Annotated in this window: 13 protein-coding genes; 8 read left to right on the top strand and 5 right to left on the bottom strand. The window is 35.2% G+C overall.

The window, feature by feature from the left end; genetic code table 11:
* The first annotated feature begins 39 nt into the window (after positions 1 to 39).
* The 4 genes from ACY0M5_RS02895 to ACY0M5_RS02880 all read left to right on the top strand — a co-directional run bounded on the left by ACY0M5_RS02895 (position 40) and on the right by ACY0M5_RS02880 (position 9,399).
* The gene (locus ACY0M5_RS02895; RefSeq protein WP_461630755.1) at positions 40 to 1,200 is read left to right on the top strand and encodes an ABC transporter substrate-binding protein; all 1,161 of its coding nucleotides are present in this window, start codon (positions 40 to 42) and stop codon (positions 1,198 to 1,200) included.
* Positions 1,201 to 1,260: 60 nt separating this feature from the next.
* Entirely contained in the window at positions 1,261 to 6,249 is a 4,989-nt protein-coding gene (locus ACY0M5_RS02890) for a T9SS type A sorting domain-containing protein (protein WP_461630754.1), read from the top strand.
* Between the two features lie 234 nt (positions 6,250 to 6,483).
* The gene (gene deoC, locus ACY0M5_RS02885) at positions 6,484 to 7,383 is read left to right on the top strand and encodes a deoxyribose-phosphate aldolase (protein WP_461630753.1); all 900 of its coding nucleotides are present in this window, start codon (positions 6,484 to 6,486) and stop codon (positions 7,381 to 7,383) included.
* Positions 7,384 to 7,482: 99 nt separating this feature from the next.
* Positions 7,483 to 9,399, top strand: coding sequence for a PAS domain-containing protein (locus tag ACY0M5_RS02880; RefSeq protein ID WP_461630752.1), 1,917 nt, complete (start codon positions 7,483 to 7,485; stop codon positions 9,397 to 9,399).
* Here ACY0M5_RS02880 and ACY0M5_RS02875 read toward each other — a convergent pair.
* Positions 9,396 to 10,382 (bottom strand): polyprenyl synthetase family protein, encoded by a 987-nt coding sequence (locus ACY0M5_RS02875; RefSeq protein WP_461630751.1) that lies wholly within the window; start codon positions 10,380 to 10,382, stop codon positions 9,396 to 9,398. The two genes, ACY0M5_RS02880 and ACY0M5_RS02875, sit on opposite strands and share 4 nt — an antisense overlap.
* Before the next feature lie 203 nt (positions 10,383 to 10,585).
* Between ACY0M5_RS02875 and ACY0M5_RS02870 the strand changes: the two genes are divergently transcribed.
* From ACY0M5_RS02870 to polA, 3 genes are all read left to right on the top strand, one after another.
* Positions 10,586 to 10,885: an ArsR/SmtB family transcription factor gene (locus ACY0M5_RS02870; protein WP_101311803.1), complete on the top strand. Its 300-nt coding sequence runs from the start codon at positions 10,586 to 10,588 to the stop codon at positions 10,883 to 10,885.
* 49 nt (positions 10,886 to 10,934) lie between these two features.
* On the top strand, positions 10,935 to 11,381 hold the full coding sequence (locus tag ACY0M5_RS02865) for a 6-pyruvoyl trahydropterin synthase family protein (protein WP_124993325.1): 447 nt from the start codon (positions 10,935 to 10,937) through the stop codon (positions 11,379 to 11,381).
* Positions 11,382 to 11,536: 155 nt separating this feature from the next.
* Positions 11,537 to 14,311 carry a DNA polymerase I gene (gene polA / locus ACY0M5_RS02860; RefSeq protein ID WP_461630750.1) on the top strand — a complete coding sequence of 925 codons (2,775 nt, stop codon included), beginning with the start codon at positions 11,537 to 11,539 and terminating at the stop codon, positions 14,309 to 14,311.
* A 56-nt stretch (positions 14,312 to 14,367) separates the two neighbouring features.
* On the opposite strand, the gene ACY0M5_RS02855 is transcribed toward polA, so the two are convergent.
* Positions 14,368 to 14,763: a MotA/TolQ/ExbB proton channel family protein gene (locus ACY0M5_RS02855; RefSeq protein ID WP_461630749.1), complete on the bottom strand. Its 396-nt coding sequence runs from the start codon at positions 14,761 to 14,763 to the stop codon at positions 14,368 to 14,370.
* Between the two features lie 236 nt (positions 14,764 to 14,999).
* Here ACY0M5_RS02855 and ACY0M5_RS02850 point away from each other — a divergent pair, with 236 nt between their 5' ends.
* Positions 15,000 to 15,767, top strand: coding sequence for a LytR/AlgR family response regulator transcription factor (locus ACY0M5_RS02850; RefSeq protein WP_461630748.1), 768 nt, complete (start codon positions 15,000 to 15,002; stop codon positions 15,765 to 15,767).
* 221 nt (positions 15,768 to 15,988) lie between these two features.
* Here ACY0M5_RS02850 and ACY0M5_RS02845 read toward each other — a convergent pair whose 3' ends face one another.
* The 3 genes from ACY0M5_RS02845 to rnpA form a co-directional block, all read right to left on the bottom strand.
* Positions 15,989 to 17,674, bottom strand: coding sequence for a S41 family peptidase (locus ACY0M5_RS02845; RefSeq protein WP_461630747.1), 1,686 nt, complete (start codon positions 17,672 to 17,674; stop codon positions 15,989 to 15,991).
* A gap of 288 nt (positions 17,675 to 17,962) precedes the next feature.
* Complete coding sequence (gene yidD, locus ACY0M5_RS02840) at positions 17,963 to 18,160, bottom strand: membrane protein insertion efficiency factor YidD (protein ID WP_231610292.1); 198 nt, start codon at positions 18,158 to 18,160, stop codon at positions 17,963 to 17,965.
* Positions 18,144 to 18,581 (bottom strand): ribonuclease P protein component, encoded by a 438-nt coding sequence (gene rnpA / locus ACY0M5_RS02835; protein ID WP_101311683.1) that lies wholly within the window; start codon positions 18,579 to 18,581, stop codon positions 18,144 to 18,146. The genes yidD and rnpA overlap by 17 nt, the downstream gene beginning before the upstream one ends.
* Positions 18,582 to 18,652: the final 71 nt, after the last annotated feature.

The raw sequence follows: 18,652 nt of genomic DNA, 5'->3' as shown, positions 1-18,652 counted from the left end.
CTGGCCCAATTTTACTTATTATCAAACCCTATTTTTTTGATGAACAATAATATTAAAATCGGTTTCCTTACACCGTATTCTTCTATTTACCCAGAAATGACACCTAGTCTCATCTCTGGATTTTATTCAGCTATTCCAGAACAATATCATCATCTTTTTCAATTTATTCCTGAGTATGTAGGACAGGGTGGGGATAAAGCCATTACTGAGGCAGTTAATAAATTGTTAAATTTCAACAGAGTTGATATTGTTTCGGGTTTTGTCAGCTATAAAGTTTTACCGTCGATTATTCCTAGTATCGAAAACCGACAAAAAATGGCTTTATTCTTTGATGTTGGTGAGTATATTCCTTACAATCACCATATTTCTGAAGCTGTTTTTAATAATAGTTTTCAAATGTGGCAGTCAGAATTTGCTTTAGGATATTGGACTTATAAGCAATTTGGAGATAAGGGAATAGTGCTGACACCCATTTACGATGGTGGATATCATCTGCAATCGGCTTTTCGACAAGGTGCAGAGATGGCAGGAGCCAAAGAGATGGATTTTAAAGTTCTCAATTATCTTCCCGAAGGTTCTCAGGTAAAAGGCAGAATTCAAGAAGTTTTTTCGCAAATAAGAATTGAAAAACCCTCATTCATTCATGCACTTTTCTGTGGAAATGAAGCATTAGAGTTCTATGACGAATTTTACAAATCGGGTTTAAACAAGCAAATTCCTCTGATTGTAAGTGCTCATATGGCTTCCGATGAAATATTAAAAAAAGTAAGTAATCTGGATTTGAAATTCTATTCGGCCTCGATGTGGAATTACAATTCACAAGAAAAGGCTAATCTATTGTTCAAGAAAAGAGTGTCCGATTTTGCAGGGCAGAAACCTGATTTTTATACTCTATTAGGATATGAAACAGGTTTGATTTTCGAAAGATTAATACCCGAGTTCTTAAATGGTAATTGGACAGAGATTAAAAAACGATTAAAGACAGAAACTATTGATGGCCCCAGAGGCAAACGCTCCTTTTTCTTGAACTCAGAATATGCTGCTCCCCTTATCGATATTGAAAAAATTGGTTTTCACACTAACAACGTCAATAAGATTGTAATTGGACAGGGAACAGCCATGAAATACGATCATGAAACCTATGAAAAGATTCATAAAGAGAACGTTAGCGGTTGGCAAAATCCGTACTTGTGTGTGTAAAATAGATATGTTTTTTTTATACCTAGTTCAACAATTCAGAGCAACCTAAAAACTTAAATTATGAAAGCATTTTATACCCAACATCTAGTCCTTGGATTTACTAAAAATATATTGGCAATAGTTTTTCTATTTGCTGGAACTTTAAGCTATGCTCAAACAACTTATAATTTTAATGATCTAGGAGGGGCTGATTATAATCTTTGTCTTGGCACAACACCATTTACTTATCAAGATTTTAAATTTACTACTAATGGAGGTATTGATGACGGGATGGATTATTGGCCAAATTATGGAGAGAGTAGTAGTGGTGGAATTGCTCTAGTAGCTTCAAATGCAGGAGATATTACTGTTTTAATAGTGAAACGTACCGATAGTCAGTCCTTTTCATTTAAGGGAATTTGGTTATATAATGATATTGGAAATGCCTCAATTACAATTAAAGGATATTTAGGAGGTAATCCTACTGGCGATCAGGAAGCTTTTAGTATAAGTTCAGAAATAACAAAGGCTTATGATTGGGTTGTAGATGAAATAAGGATTGAAGGAGCTGATTTATGTTTTTTCTTTGATAATTTTAAATTTGAATCAGCTGTAATCAATTCCCCCCCCACTGCCACAGCACCTAGTGCACCAAGTGTAACTGAAGATGATACAAATGTTGCTTTGGCTGATGATATTCAAGTAGCAGATACCGATGGAGATGACCAGACTGTTACATTCACAATAACAGGAGGAACACTTACTATAGGAACTACAGGCATTACTTTTGGTGGCACCGGAAATGGAAATGCAAGTTTTACAGCTACAGGTACATTGGCAGCAATTAATACTGCCTTAGATGCTGCAACTTTTACTCCTACACCAAACCTAAGTGGCACGAATGCAGGAACCATTGCTTTTATTTCCAATGATGGGACTGATGATTCCAGCCCGACAAGTGTTAGCTTTGATATTACCGCAGTGAACGATGATCCAAGCGTTTCAGGTTTGCCAACAGATATAACGGTTTCTGAGGACATTGCTAGTAATGTTGATCTTTCTGCTGCCACATTAAGTGATGTTGATGCAGGATCAAACAGTATTGTATTAACTATTGAGGCATCAGCAGGAACTCTTACTGCTGGTTCAGGAGGTTCAGTCACCATTGGAGGTTCAGGTACAGCAACACTAAGCTTAACAGGTTCTGTAGCTAATATTGATACTTATTTAAATACGTCATCGAATATAAAATATACAAGTGCTTCGAATGTTAATGGAAGCGATGCCGCTACTTTAACGCTGACTGCTAATGATGGGGGCTATACAGGTAGTGGTGGAGGAACAAATGTTCCTTTAGGAACAGTTAATGTTGATATTACTGCCGTTAATGATAAGCCCACTGCTTCAAGTTTTACCACATCTACTATTTATGAAAATACTACCTATGCGTTTGCAACTGCAAATTTTGGTTATTCTGATGATGATGGTGATCCTCTTGATCATGTTAGGATTACGGCAGTTCCTGCTAATGGATCTTTATGGGTAGATGCTGATGGTAGTGGAACAATAAATGGAGCAGAATCAGCTTTATCAAATAATGGAACAGTATCGAAAGCTGATTTAGATGCAGGAAAATTAAAATATTTGAATACAAATGGTACTTCTTCAAGTTTTACTTTTGATGTGAGTGATGGAACTGATTATAGTACATCAACATATACGGCAACACTTACAGTTACGCCTGAACCAACAGTTACCTTGAGTTTGGATCCTTCTTCTTCAATCTCTGAGAATGCAGGAAGTACTTCTGTTAAAGCTACCCTTTCAAATACATTTAATAAGACTGTAAGTGTAAATTTATTAAAATCGGGTACTACATCAGGGACGGATTATTCCTTATCTTCTACATCCATATCTATAACTACCGGAAATACTACAGGCACTGCTACAATAACAGGAGTGAATGATGATTTGGATGAAGATAATGAAACTGTAATTATTGATATTTCTTCTGTGACAAATGGCACTGAATCGGGTACACAGCAGGTTATCTGTACTTTAACAGATGATGATAATACTCCAGTTGTAACAGCCTCTCAGAGTTTTAGCATTGCAGAAAATACCGCAAACTCAGGAGCTGTAGGAACTGTTCTGGCTACCGATGTAGATGCAGGAACTTCCTTTAGCTCCTGGACAGAAACAGGAGGAACCGGCGCATCCATTTTTGAGATTAATGCATCAAGCGGAGCAATCACCGTAACCGATAACTCAGGTATAGATTATGAAACAACAACATCATATACATACATCGTTACTGTTTCTGACGGAACCAACACTTCAGCATCCGAGACGATAACCATTAATATCACAGATGTCAATGATGTCACTCCAGTTGTAACAGCCTCCCAGAGTTTTGGTATTGCAGAAAATATTGCAAATTCAGGAGTAGTAGGAACAGTTCTGGCTACAGATGGAGATGCAGGAACATCTTTCTCAGCCTGGACAGAAACGGGAGGAACCGGCGCATCCATCTTTGAGATCAATGCATCAAGCGGTGCCATCACCGTAACCGATAACTCAGGTATAGATTATGAAACAACAACATCATACACATATACCGTTACTGTTTCCGATGGAATAAACACTTCAGCAGCAGAGACGATAACAATCAATATCACAGATGTCAATGATGTAGCTCCGATAGTGACAGCTTCACAAACATTCAATATTGATGAAGATGCTTCAAATACAACATCCGTAGGAACAGTTTTGGCCACCGATTCAGATGCAACCGCAACAACATTTAGCAGTTGGACAATTACAGCAGGCAATACAAACAGCGTATTTGCCATCAACTCATCGACGGGTGAAATTACAGTTAATGATGCGAATGAACTGGATTACGAATCAATCACAAGTTACAGCTTGAGCATCACAGTTTCAGATGGAGTTAACACTTCAGTAACAGAAACTGTAACAGTTGATGTGAATGCAATAAACGACAACACTCCAGTTGTAACAGCTTCACAGAGTTTTGATATTGCAGAAAATACCGCAAACTCAGGAGCTGTAGGAACTGTTCTGGCTACCGATGTAGATGCAGGAACATCTTTCTCTGCCTGGACAGAAACAGGAGGAACCGGCGCATCTATTTTTGAAATCAATGCATCAACTGGTGCAATTACCGTAACCGATAATTCAGGTATAGATTATGAAACAACAACATCATACACATACACGGTAACAGTTTCTGACGGAACCAATACTTCAGCAACAGAGACGATTACCATTAATATCATAGATATAAATGATAACACTCCAGTTGTAACATCTACTCAGAGTTTTAGTATCGCAGAGGATATCGCAAACTCAGGAGCCGTAGGAACAGTACTTGCAACAGACGGTGATGCAGGAACATCTTTCTCAGCCTGGACAGAAACAGGAGGAAGCGGCGCCTCCATTTTTGAGATCAATGCATCAAGCGGAGCAATCACCGTAACCGATAACTCAGGTATAGATTATGAAACAACAACCTCATACACATACACCGTAACAGTTTCTGACGGCATAAACACTTCAGCAGCAGAGACGATAACCATTAATATCACAGATGTCAATGATGTAGCTCCAGTTGTAACAGCCACCCAGAGTTTTAGTATTGCAGAAAATACCGCAAACTCAGGAGCCGTAGGAACAGTACTTGCGACAGACGGAGATGCAGGAACATCTTTCTCAGCCTGGACAGAAACAGGAGGAACCGGCGCCTCCATTTTTGAGATCAATGCATCAAGTGGCGCCATCACCGTAACCGATAACTCAGGTATAGATTATGAAACAACAACATCATACACATACACCGTTACTGTTTCCGATGGAATAAACACTTCAACAGCAGAGACGATAACAATCAATATCACAGATGTCAATGATGTAGCTCCGATAGTGACAGCTTCACAAACATTCAATATTGATGAAGATGCTTCAAATACAACATCCGTAGGAACAGTTTTGGCCACCGATTCAGATGCAACCGCAACAACATTTAGCAGCTGGACAATCACAGCAGGCAATACTGACGGCATTTTTGCTGTTAATTCAACTACCGGAGAAATTACGGTAACAGATAACACGAATCTGGATTACGAGACAACAACAAGTTACTCGTTAACAGTTACTGTAAGCGATGGAACACATACCAGTTCTGCAGAAATAGTAATAATTAATATCAATGATAGTAACGAAAATGCCCCAACAGCCATTCAATTGTCAAATACTACAATTGCCGAAAATTCTGCCATTGGAACTGAAGTGGGAATATTAACTGCTAGCGACGCTGATATTGATGAGACATTCACATTTAATCTGGCAGAGAATGAGTATTTCGAATTGGATGGAGACAGGATTGTTTCGAAAGAGATATTTAATTATGAAGATTATATTAGCTATTCACTAAAAGTAACAGTTACTGATCAAGGCGGATTAAGTTATAACGATAGGTTTACCATTAATATTGAGAATCAAAACGAAACTCCGGAATTTTTATCAGAACCAATTGTTCAAGCAACAGTGGGTGATATGTATGTTTATAATATGGAGTATGAGGATGTTGATGAGGATGGATGTATAATATCAGTTATTGAAAAACCAGATTGGTTAAGTGTGGAGGATCATGGAAATGGATCTTGTACATTAAGCGGAATACCGACTGAAATAGGTAAGTTTAATGTAATACTAGAAGCTTCAGATGATGAATTTTCGGTAAAACAAGAATTTGAAATTACTGTTGAAACAGTTACAGGAATTGATGATGTTCCAAAAAAACTAAGCGTTCGGGTCTATCCAAATCCTGTTATTCATGAATTGCATATCGATCTATCTGATTTTAGAAATGATGAGACTACAATTTCATTGTTCAGCATGACAGGAAGCTTGATATTTAAGGAAGAGCATAAAAATATAGGTGGAGAAGTAAGAATTATTAAATCAGTTGAGCAATTACGAAGCGGCGCTTATTTTTTGGTTATTGAATCGGAAGGATACCGAAAAAGCTACAAGATTGTTAAGCAATAAAGAAGTACATTTTTTATAGCAGTTAGCCAAAGTCATCATTGCGATGATTTTGGTTTTCTTGTTTTAGGCTGGCTAAGTTCTAATAAATTAACATAGTAGAAATAGGGGATGAGTGAAAAATATCTTAATTTCGTAACCTTAAAGACAATATTCTGACTAATAGAAGTTTAGATTATTGATGGAAAAATCAGCGAATAAAGATTCGCAACTGGTTACTAATTATTTACATACATTATGGAGAAAGACATTTTAGAAATCTTAAAATCATATGATCTTAAGATTAGCGATGCAGAAGTAAAAGCAAATGTCAAATCAATTTTGGACAGAGACTATGAAACTTTGTACACAATTGAGAATCTGAAGAAGAATTTTTCTTTTATAGATTTAACGACACTGAACTCTACAGACACGCACGCAAAGGCTAAAAGTTTTGCTGACAATGTAAATAACTTCCAGAATGATTTTGACATGCCAAATGTGGCAGCTATTTGCGTATATCCGTATCAGGTGTCAACATTGAATGAAAACTTAAAAGCTGAGGGCGTTAGAATTGCTTCTGTAGCAGGTGTTTTCCCATCTTCTCAATCATTTATAGAAGTTAAAGCATTGGAGTGTAAAATGGCTGTTGAAAAAGGAGCTGACGATATTGATATCGTGATATCGATTGGAGCTTTTTTAGAAGGGCATTATCAAACGGTGTTTGATGAAATTGCAATTCAGAAAAAAGCTTGTGGTAAGGCACATTTAAAAGTTATCCTGGAAACAGGAGAACTTAAAACGGCAGAAAATATTCGTACTGCATCTATTATTGCAATGGAAGCTGGTGCTGATTTCATTAAAACGTCCACTGGTAAGGTGGCAGTAAATGCAACTTTAGAAGCAGCTTATGTCATGACTCAGGCAATTAAAGAGTATTTTAACAGGACAGGAAAGATGATTGGTTTTAAACCTGCAGGAGGAATATCTACAGCTAAGGATGCTATTGAATTTTATGCGGTTTCAAAAAATAATTTAGGAGAGGAATGGTTAAATAACAAATGGTCAAGAATAGGAGCATCCAGTTTGGCAAATGCATTATTAACGGAGATTCATAAACTGGAAACCGGTGATCCAAAAGAAATAAAGTATTTTTAAAATGCTTATTTATTAACTTATAAGTCGGATTATTTCCGACTTTTTTTATTTACTTGCAATAAATTTATTTAACATCACCATTTAAATGTTTATTTGTACATGTACAATGAATCCAATGATCCTTTGAAAATAAGAGTTCAAGAACTGGAAAATGAAATTAAACGATTGCGTGAGCTAATTCCTCAGGAATATATTACAGAGGAACACAATCAATCTAAATCTTTAATTAATAGTAAAGATGCAGTTTCGGTAATTGATACAAATTTCACTTTAATTGAGGTGAATGAAAAACTCTTAAAAGGAGCAGATTTAAAACGATCTGAATTAATTGGTACGAAATGCTATAATATTTTTTATGGGTTAGATAAACCTTGTGAAGAATGTGTTGTTCCGCAGATTCTGGAAAGTCGGGAGCCAAATAGTTTTCTAAAGTCAAATTTGGAAAATAATAAGATTCGATTTGAAGAAAAATATCTTTCACCGATTTTAAATAAAAAAGGAAATGTTGAAAGAATTATTATTCAAAGTAAAGACATTTCCAGTTACTATCATCTGGTAGATCGAATAGGGCAGAGAGAAGAATTCTACAAAAATATCTTTGAATCTGCAGGAGATGCTTTCTTAGTTCATGATGGAAAAGGAAATTTAATTGAATTTAGCTCGCGTTTAAGTGAATTATTGGAGTATACTGAAGAAGAACTGAGTCAATTAAATATCAATAATATTGATGATGCCAGTTGCTCGATGGATTTAGATCTTCGTATTAAAGAGATGGAGGCAAGTGGTTTTGCGTTATTTGAGACTTGCTTAATTAGTAAATCAGGCAAAAGAATTGCAGTTGAAGTAAGTGCAAATCTCATCCGTTTTTCGAATACAAATATTTATTTTGTAGCCATTAGAAATATCGAAAAAAGAAAAATTGCGGAAAATAAGTTGCAGGAGAGTGAGGAGCGTTTCCGGACTTTAGTAGAGAATGCCACAGACTTAATTATGCGGTTTGATGTAAATCACAAACATATATTTGTGAATTCGGCTTCTTTGCAGATATTAAAAATTAAACCAGAGAAATTTATTGGAAAAACGCATCAGGAAATGGGCTTTCCAAAAGATAAATGTGATTTTTGGGAACAGGGAATAGATATTGCTTTTAAAACAAAGAAGCTGCATTGTGTTGATTTTAGCATTGTTGTTGAAGGTAAAGTTCTTCATTTTGAATGGCAATTAATTCCTGAATTTAATAGGGCAGGAGAGTGTGAAACATTAATGGCAATAGCTCGTGATATAACGACAAGAAAACGAAGCGAAGAGGCTTTAAGTGAGGCTGTTAAGGCAAAGGATAAGTTTTTCTCAATTATCGCACATGATTTAAAGAATCCATTTAATGCCTTACTGCCGATAGCTAAAAATCTGCATCAAAATTGCAGGAAAATGTCAAAGGATCAGATATTTGAAGCTTCTTCAATTATTCATTCAGCAGCTAATTTGGAGTACAATTTATTGAATAACCTCCTCGAGTGGGCCAGATCTCAAATGGGAAAAATAAAACATGACCCCAAACAAATTGATTTATCAAAATTGATGGAGTCAAATATTCAACTTCATCAAACCAAAGCCGATCGGAAAAATATATTTGTAAGGGTAATTAAAGGAGCAAATACTATGGCTTTCGCCGATGAATACATGCTTGATACAGTTATCCGAAATTTATACTCGAATGCCATAAAATTTACCAGACCCGGTGGCAATATTCAAATTCGAATTGCACAAAGCGAGTCTAAATCAATTATTTCTATTGAAGATGATGGATTAGGAATTAGCGAAGAGAATCAGAAAAGATTGTTTCGGATTGATACAAATTATACCAGAGTTGGAACCTGTGAAGAATCCGGAACGGGTTTAGGATTAATACTTTGTCAAGAGTTTGTTGCTCTGAATAATGGTTCAATATCGATTGAAAGTACACCGGAAAAAGGGAGTGTTTTTACCGTTCAGTTGCCAATAAACCAGCAAGCCTAAACGTTTCTGTTAATTGTGTAATCCACTATGTTGATTAAAGCTTCCCTCGCTTCCGATGAAGGAAATTCATTTAAAATATTCAATGATTTTTGTTTGAATTCAAACATTTTATCCCGGGTGTAATCAAGGCCTCCCTTTTCTTTTACGAAAGAGATTAGTTCGTTCACTTTTTCAGAGTTTTTATTGTGTTTGCGAATTATCGTCAGAGCCCAGCGACGTTCTTTTTCAGAAACCCCTCTTAAAACATAAATCAAGGGAAGGGTTAACTTTTTTTCTTTGATATCATTGCCAGTCGGTTTTCCAATACTTCCTTGTTTCTCGTAATCAAACAAATCATCTTTCATTTGAAAAGCAATTCCGAGGTATTCTCCGAATTTTTTAAGTTTTTGCTGATCAGCATCATTTGCTTTAGCAGAAATAGCTCCAAGCAGAGTACATGTAGCCATTAAACTGGCTGTTTTTTTATAGATTATATCAAAATAAATCTCTTCTGTAATGTTTAATTTTCTTGATTTTTCCAACTGAAGTAATTCCCCCTCGCTCATTTCTCTCACAGCTTCCGAAAGAACCTTTAGCTGTTCAAATTCATTGTTGTCAAGAGCAATCAAAAGGCCTTTCGATAGAAGAAAATCTCCAACCAATACGGCAGCTTTGGTTTTCCACAAAGCATTAATTGAAAAAAAGCCTCTTCTTTCGTAAGCTTCATCAACAACATCATCGTGTATTAATGTGGCCGTGTGCAGCAGTTGAGTAAGTGCTGCCGCAATATAGGTAGAATTGCTAATTTCACCGGTAATTTTAGCACTTAAAAAAACAAGAATAGGTCTTATTTCTTTCCCTTTACGTTTGATAATGTAGCGGTTAATGATGTCCAGTAAACGGATCTTTGTCTTCATTGAATCCTTAAAAAAGGACTCGAATTTCTCCATTTCTTGTTTTATCGGAGCTTTTATATCGTTGATACTGGTTTTCTTCAAATTCATAGCAACCAAAGTTAATAATTTATCTTTCTCGTAAAACCGTTCCTAATTCAAATAATCGGATTTAAAACTCTAGTATTTATTAAGACTTTAATTAAATTATATACAAAACGAGAAATTTAACTATTTCAATATGTATAATATAGCCTATTTAAGAATATATTCATATATTTGCATTTGATACTTTACGTGAATAATAGTTGTGTATGAAAATTAAAGAATTAGAACCTGCAAAGCTAGAGCAAGCGGCTAACATGCTTAAAGCAATTGCTCATCCAATGAGAATTGCAATTTTAGGATATCTGGAGGATGGAAAGAAGCTTACAGTGACTGAAATTCATGAATTATTAAAAATTGAGCAATCAACAACTTCTCATCATTTGGGAATTTTAAAAGATAAAGGCGTTCTTTCTTCAAAAAGAGAAGGAAAGAATACATATTATTATTTAAAACACTGCAGTCTTAGTAACATTGTTGATTGTATCAGCAATTGTACTCATGGATAAGAAATTCAAGAACCAGTTTAGTGCTGGTTTTTTTATACAATGTAAGTAAATGGCAAAAGTAAGATTAACCAAAGAGTTTCATTTCGAAATGGCTCATGCCTTATGGAACTACGATGGACTTTGTAAAAATATTCATGGTCATTCCTATATTTTATTTGTTACAGTAATTGGCGAACCAATAACCGATCCAAATAATTCGAAATTGGGAATGGTAATGGATTTTGGAGATTTGAAAAATATTGTTAATGAAGAAATTGTTGACCAGTTGGATCATTCCGTTGTTTTGAGTAAGGCAACTCCAAATCTGGAGCAATTGAATATTGAACAAATGTTTGAGCGTTTTTTTATTACAGATTATCAGCCAACTTGTGAAAACATGATTGTTGATTTTGCTGAAAAAATAAAAATGCGTTTGCCTTTGGATGTGAAACTGCACTCACTAAAATTACACGAAACAGCCACATCGTTTGCTGAGTGGTATGCAGAAGACAATTAAGCTGAAATAAAATTTACAATTGATAAGCCTGGAAAAAATGCCAGGCTTTTTTGTGTTTATAAAACAAGAAGAGAACTGAGAATAATAGTCTTGAAAATTGTTACAAAGCGATTATCTTGTACTTTTGTTTCAATACAATTTATATTTAGAATCTTATGAACTCAGCAAATACCAACTCGGGCAAAAAACTATTTTTATTAGATGCTTTTGCCTTGATATACCGATCATATTACGCATTTATTAAAAATCCAAGATTTACTTCAACCGGAATTAATTCTTCGGCCATGCTTGGATTTACCAATACATTATTGGAAGTGCTTGAAAAAGAAAAGCCATCGCACATTGCTGTCGTTTTTGATCCGGTAGGACCAACTTTTCGTCATGATATGTTTAAGGATTACAAAGCACAGCGTCCTCCAATGCCCGAAGACTTAAGAAAATCGATCCCTTATATCAAGTCAATTATTCAAGGTTTTAATATTCCTGAATTTGACGTAGAAGGATACGAGGCTGACGATGTGATTGGAACCTTGGCTAAAAAGGCTGAAAAAAAAGGCTATACGGTTTATATGATGACTCCCGATAAGGATTATGCACAATTGGTGAGTGAGAATATTTTCATGTTTAAGCCTAAAAGTAATGGGAAAGAGGTTGAGGTTTGGGGTGTTCCTGAAATTAAAGAAAAGTTTGGCGTAGAACATCCCGATCAAATTGTTGATTATTTAGGTTTGATGGGAGACGCAGCGGATAATATTCCGGGTTGTCCGGGAATTGGTCCGAAAACGGCTCAAAAATTAATAGAGCTTTATAAGGACATCGATGGTTTGTATCAGAATACCGATAAGCTAAAAGGAAAACAAAAAGAAAAAATTATTGAATCGGAAGAACAAGTTCGATTTTCAAAAGTGCTGGCAAAAATATCACTCGATGCCCCCATAGATTTTGATGAAGATAATTTTAAACTGATAGATTATAATGAAGAGGCATTGAGAGCCGTCTTTAAGGAGTTGGAGTTTTTTACCTTGGCAGAACGGGTTTTTAAAAATCAGGGGAATCTTTTTGCCAATGAGAGTCAAAAATTTACGGACAAGGATACAGTAGAAGTTAAGGACGTGATTCTAAGAGATATAAATGGATTGGGTTGTGATTTTTTTGTACTTGATAATCAGGCTGTAAGAGCCGATTTAAAAGCTGAATTGTGTGTTCAGAAAGAGTACTCTTTTAGAACAATTTTGTCCGGTTCCGACCCAAATACATCAAATCTTCTTGGATTGACTTTTTCGTATCGAAAAGACAAAGCCTTTTTTGTTCCTTTTCCTCAAAATTTCGAAGAAGCAAAAAAAGTGGCTCAAGAGTTTAAATTTATTTTCGAAGATGAAAACATTTTAAAAATTGGTCACGATATCAAACGTGATATTTTGATTTTGCGTTGGCATGGAATTGATGTAAAAGGGCCGATTTTCGACACTATGATTTCTCACTACTTAATTCAACCCGAATTAAAACATGATTTCGCATTTGTTGCTTACTCTATTTTAAATTATCAGACAATTTCAAAAGAGGATAAGTCGAAAGGAAAAAAAGCTCAATTGAGTTTGATGTTGGAGCCAGAGGTGATTGAACATGAATCTTATTGTGAGGAAACAGTTCTAAACCTTGAATTGAAAGAAGAATTTGAAGGTCGTATGAAAGATAACGAACTACTTGATTTGTTCTACAATATTGAAATGCCTTTGGTAAGCATTTTAGCAGATATGGAGTTCACAGGAGTTAGTATTGATGTACAAACTCTAAAAGACTACGCTCTTGTTCTGAATGAGGAGGTAGATGGTATCGAAAAAGACATCAAAGAAATGGCCGAGGTCGATTTTAATGTGGCTTCGCCTAAGCAACTGGGCGATGTTTTGTTTGATAAAATGGGGCTCGACAGTAAAGCTAAAAGAACCAAATCGGGTCAGTATTCAACATCCGAAGATGTTCTTTCTAAATTGAAGGATAAGCATGAAATTATTCAAAAAATATTGGATTTTAGATCGCTGAAAAAATTGATTTCCACCTATGTTGAGGCACTTCCAACTTACATTAACGAAAAATCAGGGAAAATACATACCTCTTTTAATCAGGCCGAAGCTGCAACAGGAAGATTAAGTTCAACCAACCCTAATTTACAGAATATTCCAATTCGTACCGAGCAGGGCAGATACATCCGAAAAGCATTTGTCCCTTCATCCGAAAATCACGCTTTCCTTTCAGCTGATTATTCGCAGGTGGAATTGCGGTTAATGGCTCACATGAGTCAGGATCAGAATATGATAGATGCTTTTATCAATTCCGAAGATTTTCATACAGCTACGGCGGCAAAAATTTACAAGCTTCCACTCGAGGAGGTGAGCAAGGACATGCGAAGCAGAGCTAAAACTGCCAATTTTGGAATTATTTATGGAATTTCGGCCTGGGGACTTGCCGAACGGTTGAGTATTAGCCGAACAGAAGGAAAAGAGTTGATTACAGGCTATTTTGAATCTTATCCGGGAGTTAAGTTGTTTATGGATCAATGTGTGGAGAAAGCCCGTGAAAATGAGTTTGTAGTTACCTTACTGTCCCGCCGAAGATATTTAAAAGATATTAATTCCAGCAACGCAATAGTCCGGGGTGTAGCAGAACGAAATGCGGTTAATGCACCTATTCAGGGATCAGCGGCAGATGTAATCAAAATTGCGATGATCAACATCACCAAAAGAATGAAACGGGAGGGGATGCAATCTAAATTGATTCTTCAGGTGCACGATGAATTGAACTTTGATTGTTTGTTGTCTGAATTGGATCAAATGAAGTTGATTTTAAAAGAAGAAATGGAAAATGCCATTCAGCTTTCCGTTCCGCTTACCGTAGATATGGGAGTTGGAGAGAACTGGTTGGAAGCGCATTAATAAAAATATCAGAAACTAAAAAAAGCTCATTCTTGCAAAAAGAATGAGCTTTTTTGTTACAAAATCCCCTGCTTTTCCAGTTTTTTTTCAATTAAAATACCAGCAACAAACCTCAATAGGATAGAGAGGAGATAAATAATGATTCCATAAAATGTGGGTATCATCGAAACTTTTATTCCGCCATAAATCACACTTGGTGAAATACTACCCACTTGTTCTAAAACCGAAAACATATTGAATAATCCAAGTAACTGCCCAAATATGCCAATTATCATGGCAAATAAGCCGATTGATTGTCCATACCCTACTTTTTGAATTGCTTTTTCCAGTGTTGTATTATTGGAAAATAGAGCACCAATTAAATGATAAGCAATCCACGATACCATAACAATAAGAAGTATACTAAGTATCCCCATAAAGAGTACACCACCCATAAAAAACATTTCTTTCATAATTTTTACTTTTAAAAGATTAATACTAATACCTTCAAAGTAATGTGATCAGCAGTTTTAAGGCAAGGTCAAATACGGTTCTAAACGTGTTGTTTATCTACATTGTTTAGGTATTTTTAATTTCTAAGCTAAATTAGCCGAAAATATATTAAATCTGTCTGCAAATCTGTAATCTAACATATATTGAGATAATAGGAAGTTTTGTAGGCTGTAATTGAGAACTTAACTGAAAAAGAATGATTAAAAAATCGTCAAATCCATACTATCATATTTTTTACTGGATTTTTGTTCTTCTTATTTTAACCTTGGTTTTTGGATTTTCATGGGGAAATAATGCAGCAGCATTTTTCTTTATAAGTATGCTTTTACCAATTGTTCTGGGCACCTCTTATTTCTTTAACTATTTTCTGGTTCCACGATATTATATGCAAAAGAAATATGTTCGGTTTGGCTTATATTCTTTTTACACGGCTGTAATATCGATGTATCTCGAAACAATAGTACTAATGTTCTCTTTTATATATCTTGCAAATTTTAACTTTAAAAACCTTGGTCCAAATGCCTCAAATACATTTCTATTGGCTGCACTTCTTTATTTGATGGTCTTTATTGGTTCCTTTTTGTTAATGAGTCAGCAGATTAGGGAAAAGCAGCAAATTATTCAGGAATTTATGCTTGAAAAAGAAAAGTTGAAACAAGCCTGCCTGGAGATTGTATCCAATCGAAAAACAATTAAAATTAAGTATACAAATATTAAATATATTGAGAGTTTATCTAACTATGTAAATATTCATACCGATACAGAGAAAATAAAAACGAAAGAAAAAATCAGTAATTTGGAAGATAGGTTACCGGGGAGTTTTTTACGGATTCATCGTTCTTTTATCATTAATAAAGATAGACTTAAGAGTTTTTCTTACGATCAGGTTTTAGTAGATGACATCCAATTAAATATCGGACGAACTTATCGAAAACAAGTTAAAGAATCCTTAGGAGGACAATAAATATTTATACCAATTTAATACCAAAATCCTGCTTAAAATATCAGCTTGTCATGCTCTGACTATATACAGGCCGTTCTTGTCAGGGTATGACTTGATTCTAGGAGCACTATTTTATAAGATCAATTTTGATGTTAATTTGGTAGTAATGCCGTGCAAAGAAAAAGCTCATTCTTTCAATGAAAAGAATGAGCTTTTTTGATATCAATTTAAAAGTAATCTTTTTACTTATTTAAAGCATGCAAACCGATACTTCCATCTAAAATACCCAGATATTCATTTTTATCTTGAAGCACTTCAATGGCTTTTAAAAGAGTTTTATCTTCTTTTAAACTGTATTCGATACCACCATTTTGGTAGTAATATCTCTTAATAATTTCATGTGCCAGCAAGTCGCTGATTTCATCTTTAAATCGTGTTAAATCGCGATCTAGGTTAGGAGTTAACTTTGCCGTAAGAGCATCAAACTCATTGGTTGAGATATCAAAGTACTTTTCTTCTTTAGCTGACTTTTTAAGAGCATCCAGAATTTCAGTACTTTCCGATTCGTAAACAAACTTCTGTTCTTTAATGTATTTAGAGAATTTTTCAAATTCCTGATCCGAAATTTTAAATTCTTTCGCGCCCGCTATTTTATCATGGCTGTTTGCATACAAAGTTGCGTAATCAAAAACCAGGAAGTGACGAATCAGGTTAATGCTTAAGCTACTGTATCTTTCCGATTCAATCTTCAAATCCGGAAGAACACCACCGCCATCATAAACAGACCGTCCATTTTTAGTGTGAAATTCTGTAATTAAAGAATCAGCAATTTTTCCTACACTTCCATCTTCGTTTCTATGGCTGTAATCGAGTGCCTGAATGCATCTTCCGCTAGGAATGTAATACTTCGCTGTAGTCACCTTTAATTTGGCGTTGTAGGTCAAATTTCTTGTCGTCTGAACCAATCCTTTACCAAATGTTCTTTCTCCGATTATAATACCTCTGTCGAGATCCTGAATGGCACCTGAAACAATTTCCGACGCCGACGCTGATCCTCTGTTTACCAATACCGCAATTGGAATTTTGGCATCAAAAGGTGTTTTTGTGGCTGTGTAAGACTTATCCCATTGCGACACTTTTCCTTTGGTGCTAACAATATCTTCACCTTTGTCCACAAACAGGTTCACAATTTCAATTGCCTGATCCAATAAACCTCCCGGGTTACCTCTCAAATCGAGAACAATAGATTTTGCATTTTGTTCTTTAAGCTCTTTTAAAGCAGCTTTAATTTCCCCTGAAGCTTTATCTGTAAATTGATTTAAAAGAATATATCCAATTGAATCAGAAACCATTCCGTAGTAGGGAACTGATTTTAATTGGATGTTTTCACGCACCAATTTCTTCTCCATTGTTTTATCATCACCAGGTCGCTTTATTTTAATTGTAAGAGGAACATTCGGTTGTCCTTTTAACAGACTGCTTACATCGTCAGTACTCTTTTTTGATACCGGTGTACCATTGATTTCAAGCAATACATCACCTGCTTTTAAACCAGCCTTAAAAGCAGGAAATCCCTCGTAAGGTTCTGCAATAATTACTTCATCCTTGTGTTTGCTGATTAATGAACCAATACCGGCATATTCGCCGGTGGTCATCAACTTAAAGTCTTCAATTTCTGATTCAGAAATGTAAGTTGTGTAAGGATCAAGAGTACTTAACATGGCGTCCATACTTTTTTTCACCAAGTCACCCGGATCAATTTCATCTACATAAAACAGATTCAATTCTCTAAATAAAGTATAGTAAATGTTTAAATTTTTGCTAATCTCAAAATTTCTCTCGTCTCTGTTAAACCCCCAGAAAGCTGCACTGCAAAACAGTAACACAGCAAGTAACCAGATGGCTCCCGATTTTTTTCGAAGCTTCATATGTTTTTGTTTAAATTGATACTTAAAATAACTCTCCCCGCAGCCTAGCTTTTGCTATCCCTAACGCACGAATTTACAAATTAGAAGAAATAAAATAATATGTAGGTTAAAACAAATATAATTATTCCCTTTTTAAAATAATTGACTTTAACATTTGTTAACCCTACGGCACTTGAATTCAGTGAGAAAAGGGAAATAATAAATGGAATAAAATCTGTATACGCCAGATTATTAAGAATAGTTCTAAATACCTGGTTGTGAATTTGTTTTTTTGCAAAAAAAAAATGTCTAAGGTACAGGATCGTGGCCATGTCCGCCCCAGGGATTGCATGAAAATATTCTTTTTACAGCAAGATAAGTGCCTTTAAAAGGGCCGTGCTTTTTAAGAGCCTGAATGGCATATGTTGAACAGGTAGGATGATACCTGCAGGCAGAAGGGGTAAGGGGTGAAATTGCGTATTGATAAAACCTAATCGGAAGTATCATGATGAACAGAATCACTTTTTTCAGAAAGTTGAGAATGCTTTTCATATTCTTTTGGTAATCTTTTAAGGGCTTTAATCAACTTGTCTTCCATTTCGGAAGTTGTAAGAATTGTTTTAGGTAGATAAACGAGCATAAAAGCAATGTTTATATTGATGGACTCGAGTTCACGATATAGTTCTCCCTTATTGAGGCGGTAAATTTCACGAATTCTTCTTTTCAACAAGTTTCGGGTAACTGCCTTTTTAAAACTTCGTTTAGATACTGTTATGGCTACCTGTGCCGGAAATTCCGAATTAAGTTTCGCTTCTTTCCATACAACACGAAAAGGGTAACAAATAAATCCTTTTCCCTCAGAAAAAAGTTTTCCAATAAGGATTTTATGAGTCAGTCTTTCCGCCTTTTTAAATGTGAAGCGATTCATATCTACCATATATTACAAAAATCGACAAAAAAAGGGGAATAATTTCCCCTTTTTTTGTTTGATTGAATTTT

Source organism: Labilibaculum euxinicum, from assembly GCF_963678175.1.
Lineage (GTDB): Bacteria > Bacteroidota > Bacteroidia > Bacteroidales > Marinifilaceae > Labilibaculum > Labilibaculum euxinus.
The sequence above is the reverse complement of the archived record's forward strand: the minus strand, read 5'-3'. Positions and strand labels throughout refer to the sequence as shown.

Bases quoted from the DNA above. Each gene is read 5' to 3' on its own strand.
- ACY0M5_RS02875 (WP_461630751.1), bottom strand. From the start codon at position 10,382: ATGAATTTGAAGAAAACCAGTATCAACGATATAAAAGCTCCGATAAAA.
- ACY0M5_RS02880 (WP_461630752.1), top strand. From the start codon at position 7,483: ATGTACAATGAATCCAATGATCCTTTGAAAATAAGAGTTCAAGAACTG.
- ACY0M5_RS02895 (WP_461630755.1), top strand. From the start codon at position 40: ATGAACAATAATATTAAAATCGGTTTCCTTACACCGTATTCTTCTATT.
- ACY0M5_RS02865 (WP_124993325.1), top strand. From the start codon at position 10,935: ATGGCAAAAGTAAGATTAACCAAAGAGTTTCATTTCGAAATGGCTCAT.
- ACY0M5_RS02845 (WP_461630747.1), bottom strand. From the start codon at position 17,674: ATGAAGCTTCGAAAAAAATCGGGAGCCATCTGGTTACTTGCTGTGTTA.
- ACY0M5_RS02870 (WP_101311803.1), top strand. From the start codon at position 10,586: ATGAAAATTAAAGAATTAGAACCTGCAAAGCTAGAGCAAGCGGCTAAC.
- deoC (WP_461630753.1), top strand. From the start codon at position 6,484: ATGGAGAAAGACATTTTAGAAATCTTAAAATCATATGATCTTAAGATT.
- ACY0M5_RS02890 (WP_461630754.1), top strand. From the start codon at position 1,261: ATGAAAGCATTTTATACCCAACATCTAGTCCTTGGATTTACTAAAAAT.
- yidD (WP_231610292.1), bottom strand. From the start codon at position 18,160: ATGATACTTCCGATTAGGTTTTATCAATACGCAATTTCACCCCTTACC.
- polA (WP_461630750.1), top strand. From the start codon at position 11,537: ATGAACTCAGCAAATACCAACTCGGGCAAAAAACTATTTTTATTAGAT.
- rnpA (WP_101311683.1), bottom strand. From the start codon at position 18,581: ATGAATCGCTTCACATTTAAAAAGGCGGAAAGACTGACTCATAAAATC.
- ACY0M5_RS02855 (WP_461630749.1), bottom strand. From the start codon at position 14,763: ATGAAAGAAATGTTTTTTATGGGTGGTGTACTCTTTATGGGGATACTT.
- ACY0M5_RS02850 (WP_461630748.1), top strand. From the start codon at position 15,000: ATGATTAAAAAATCGTCAAATCCATACTATCATATTTTTTACTGGATT.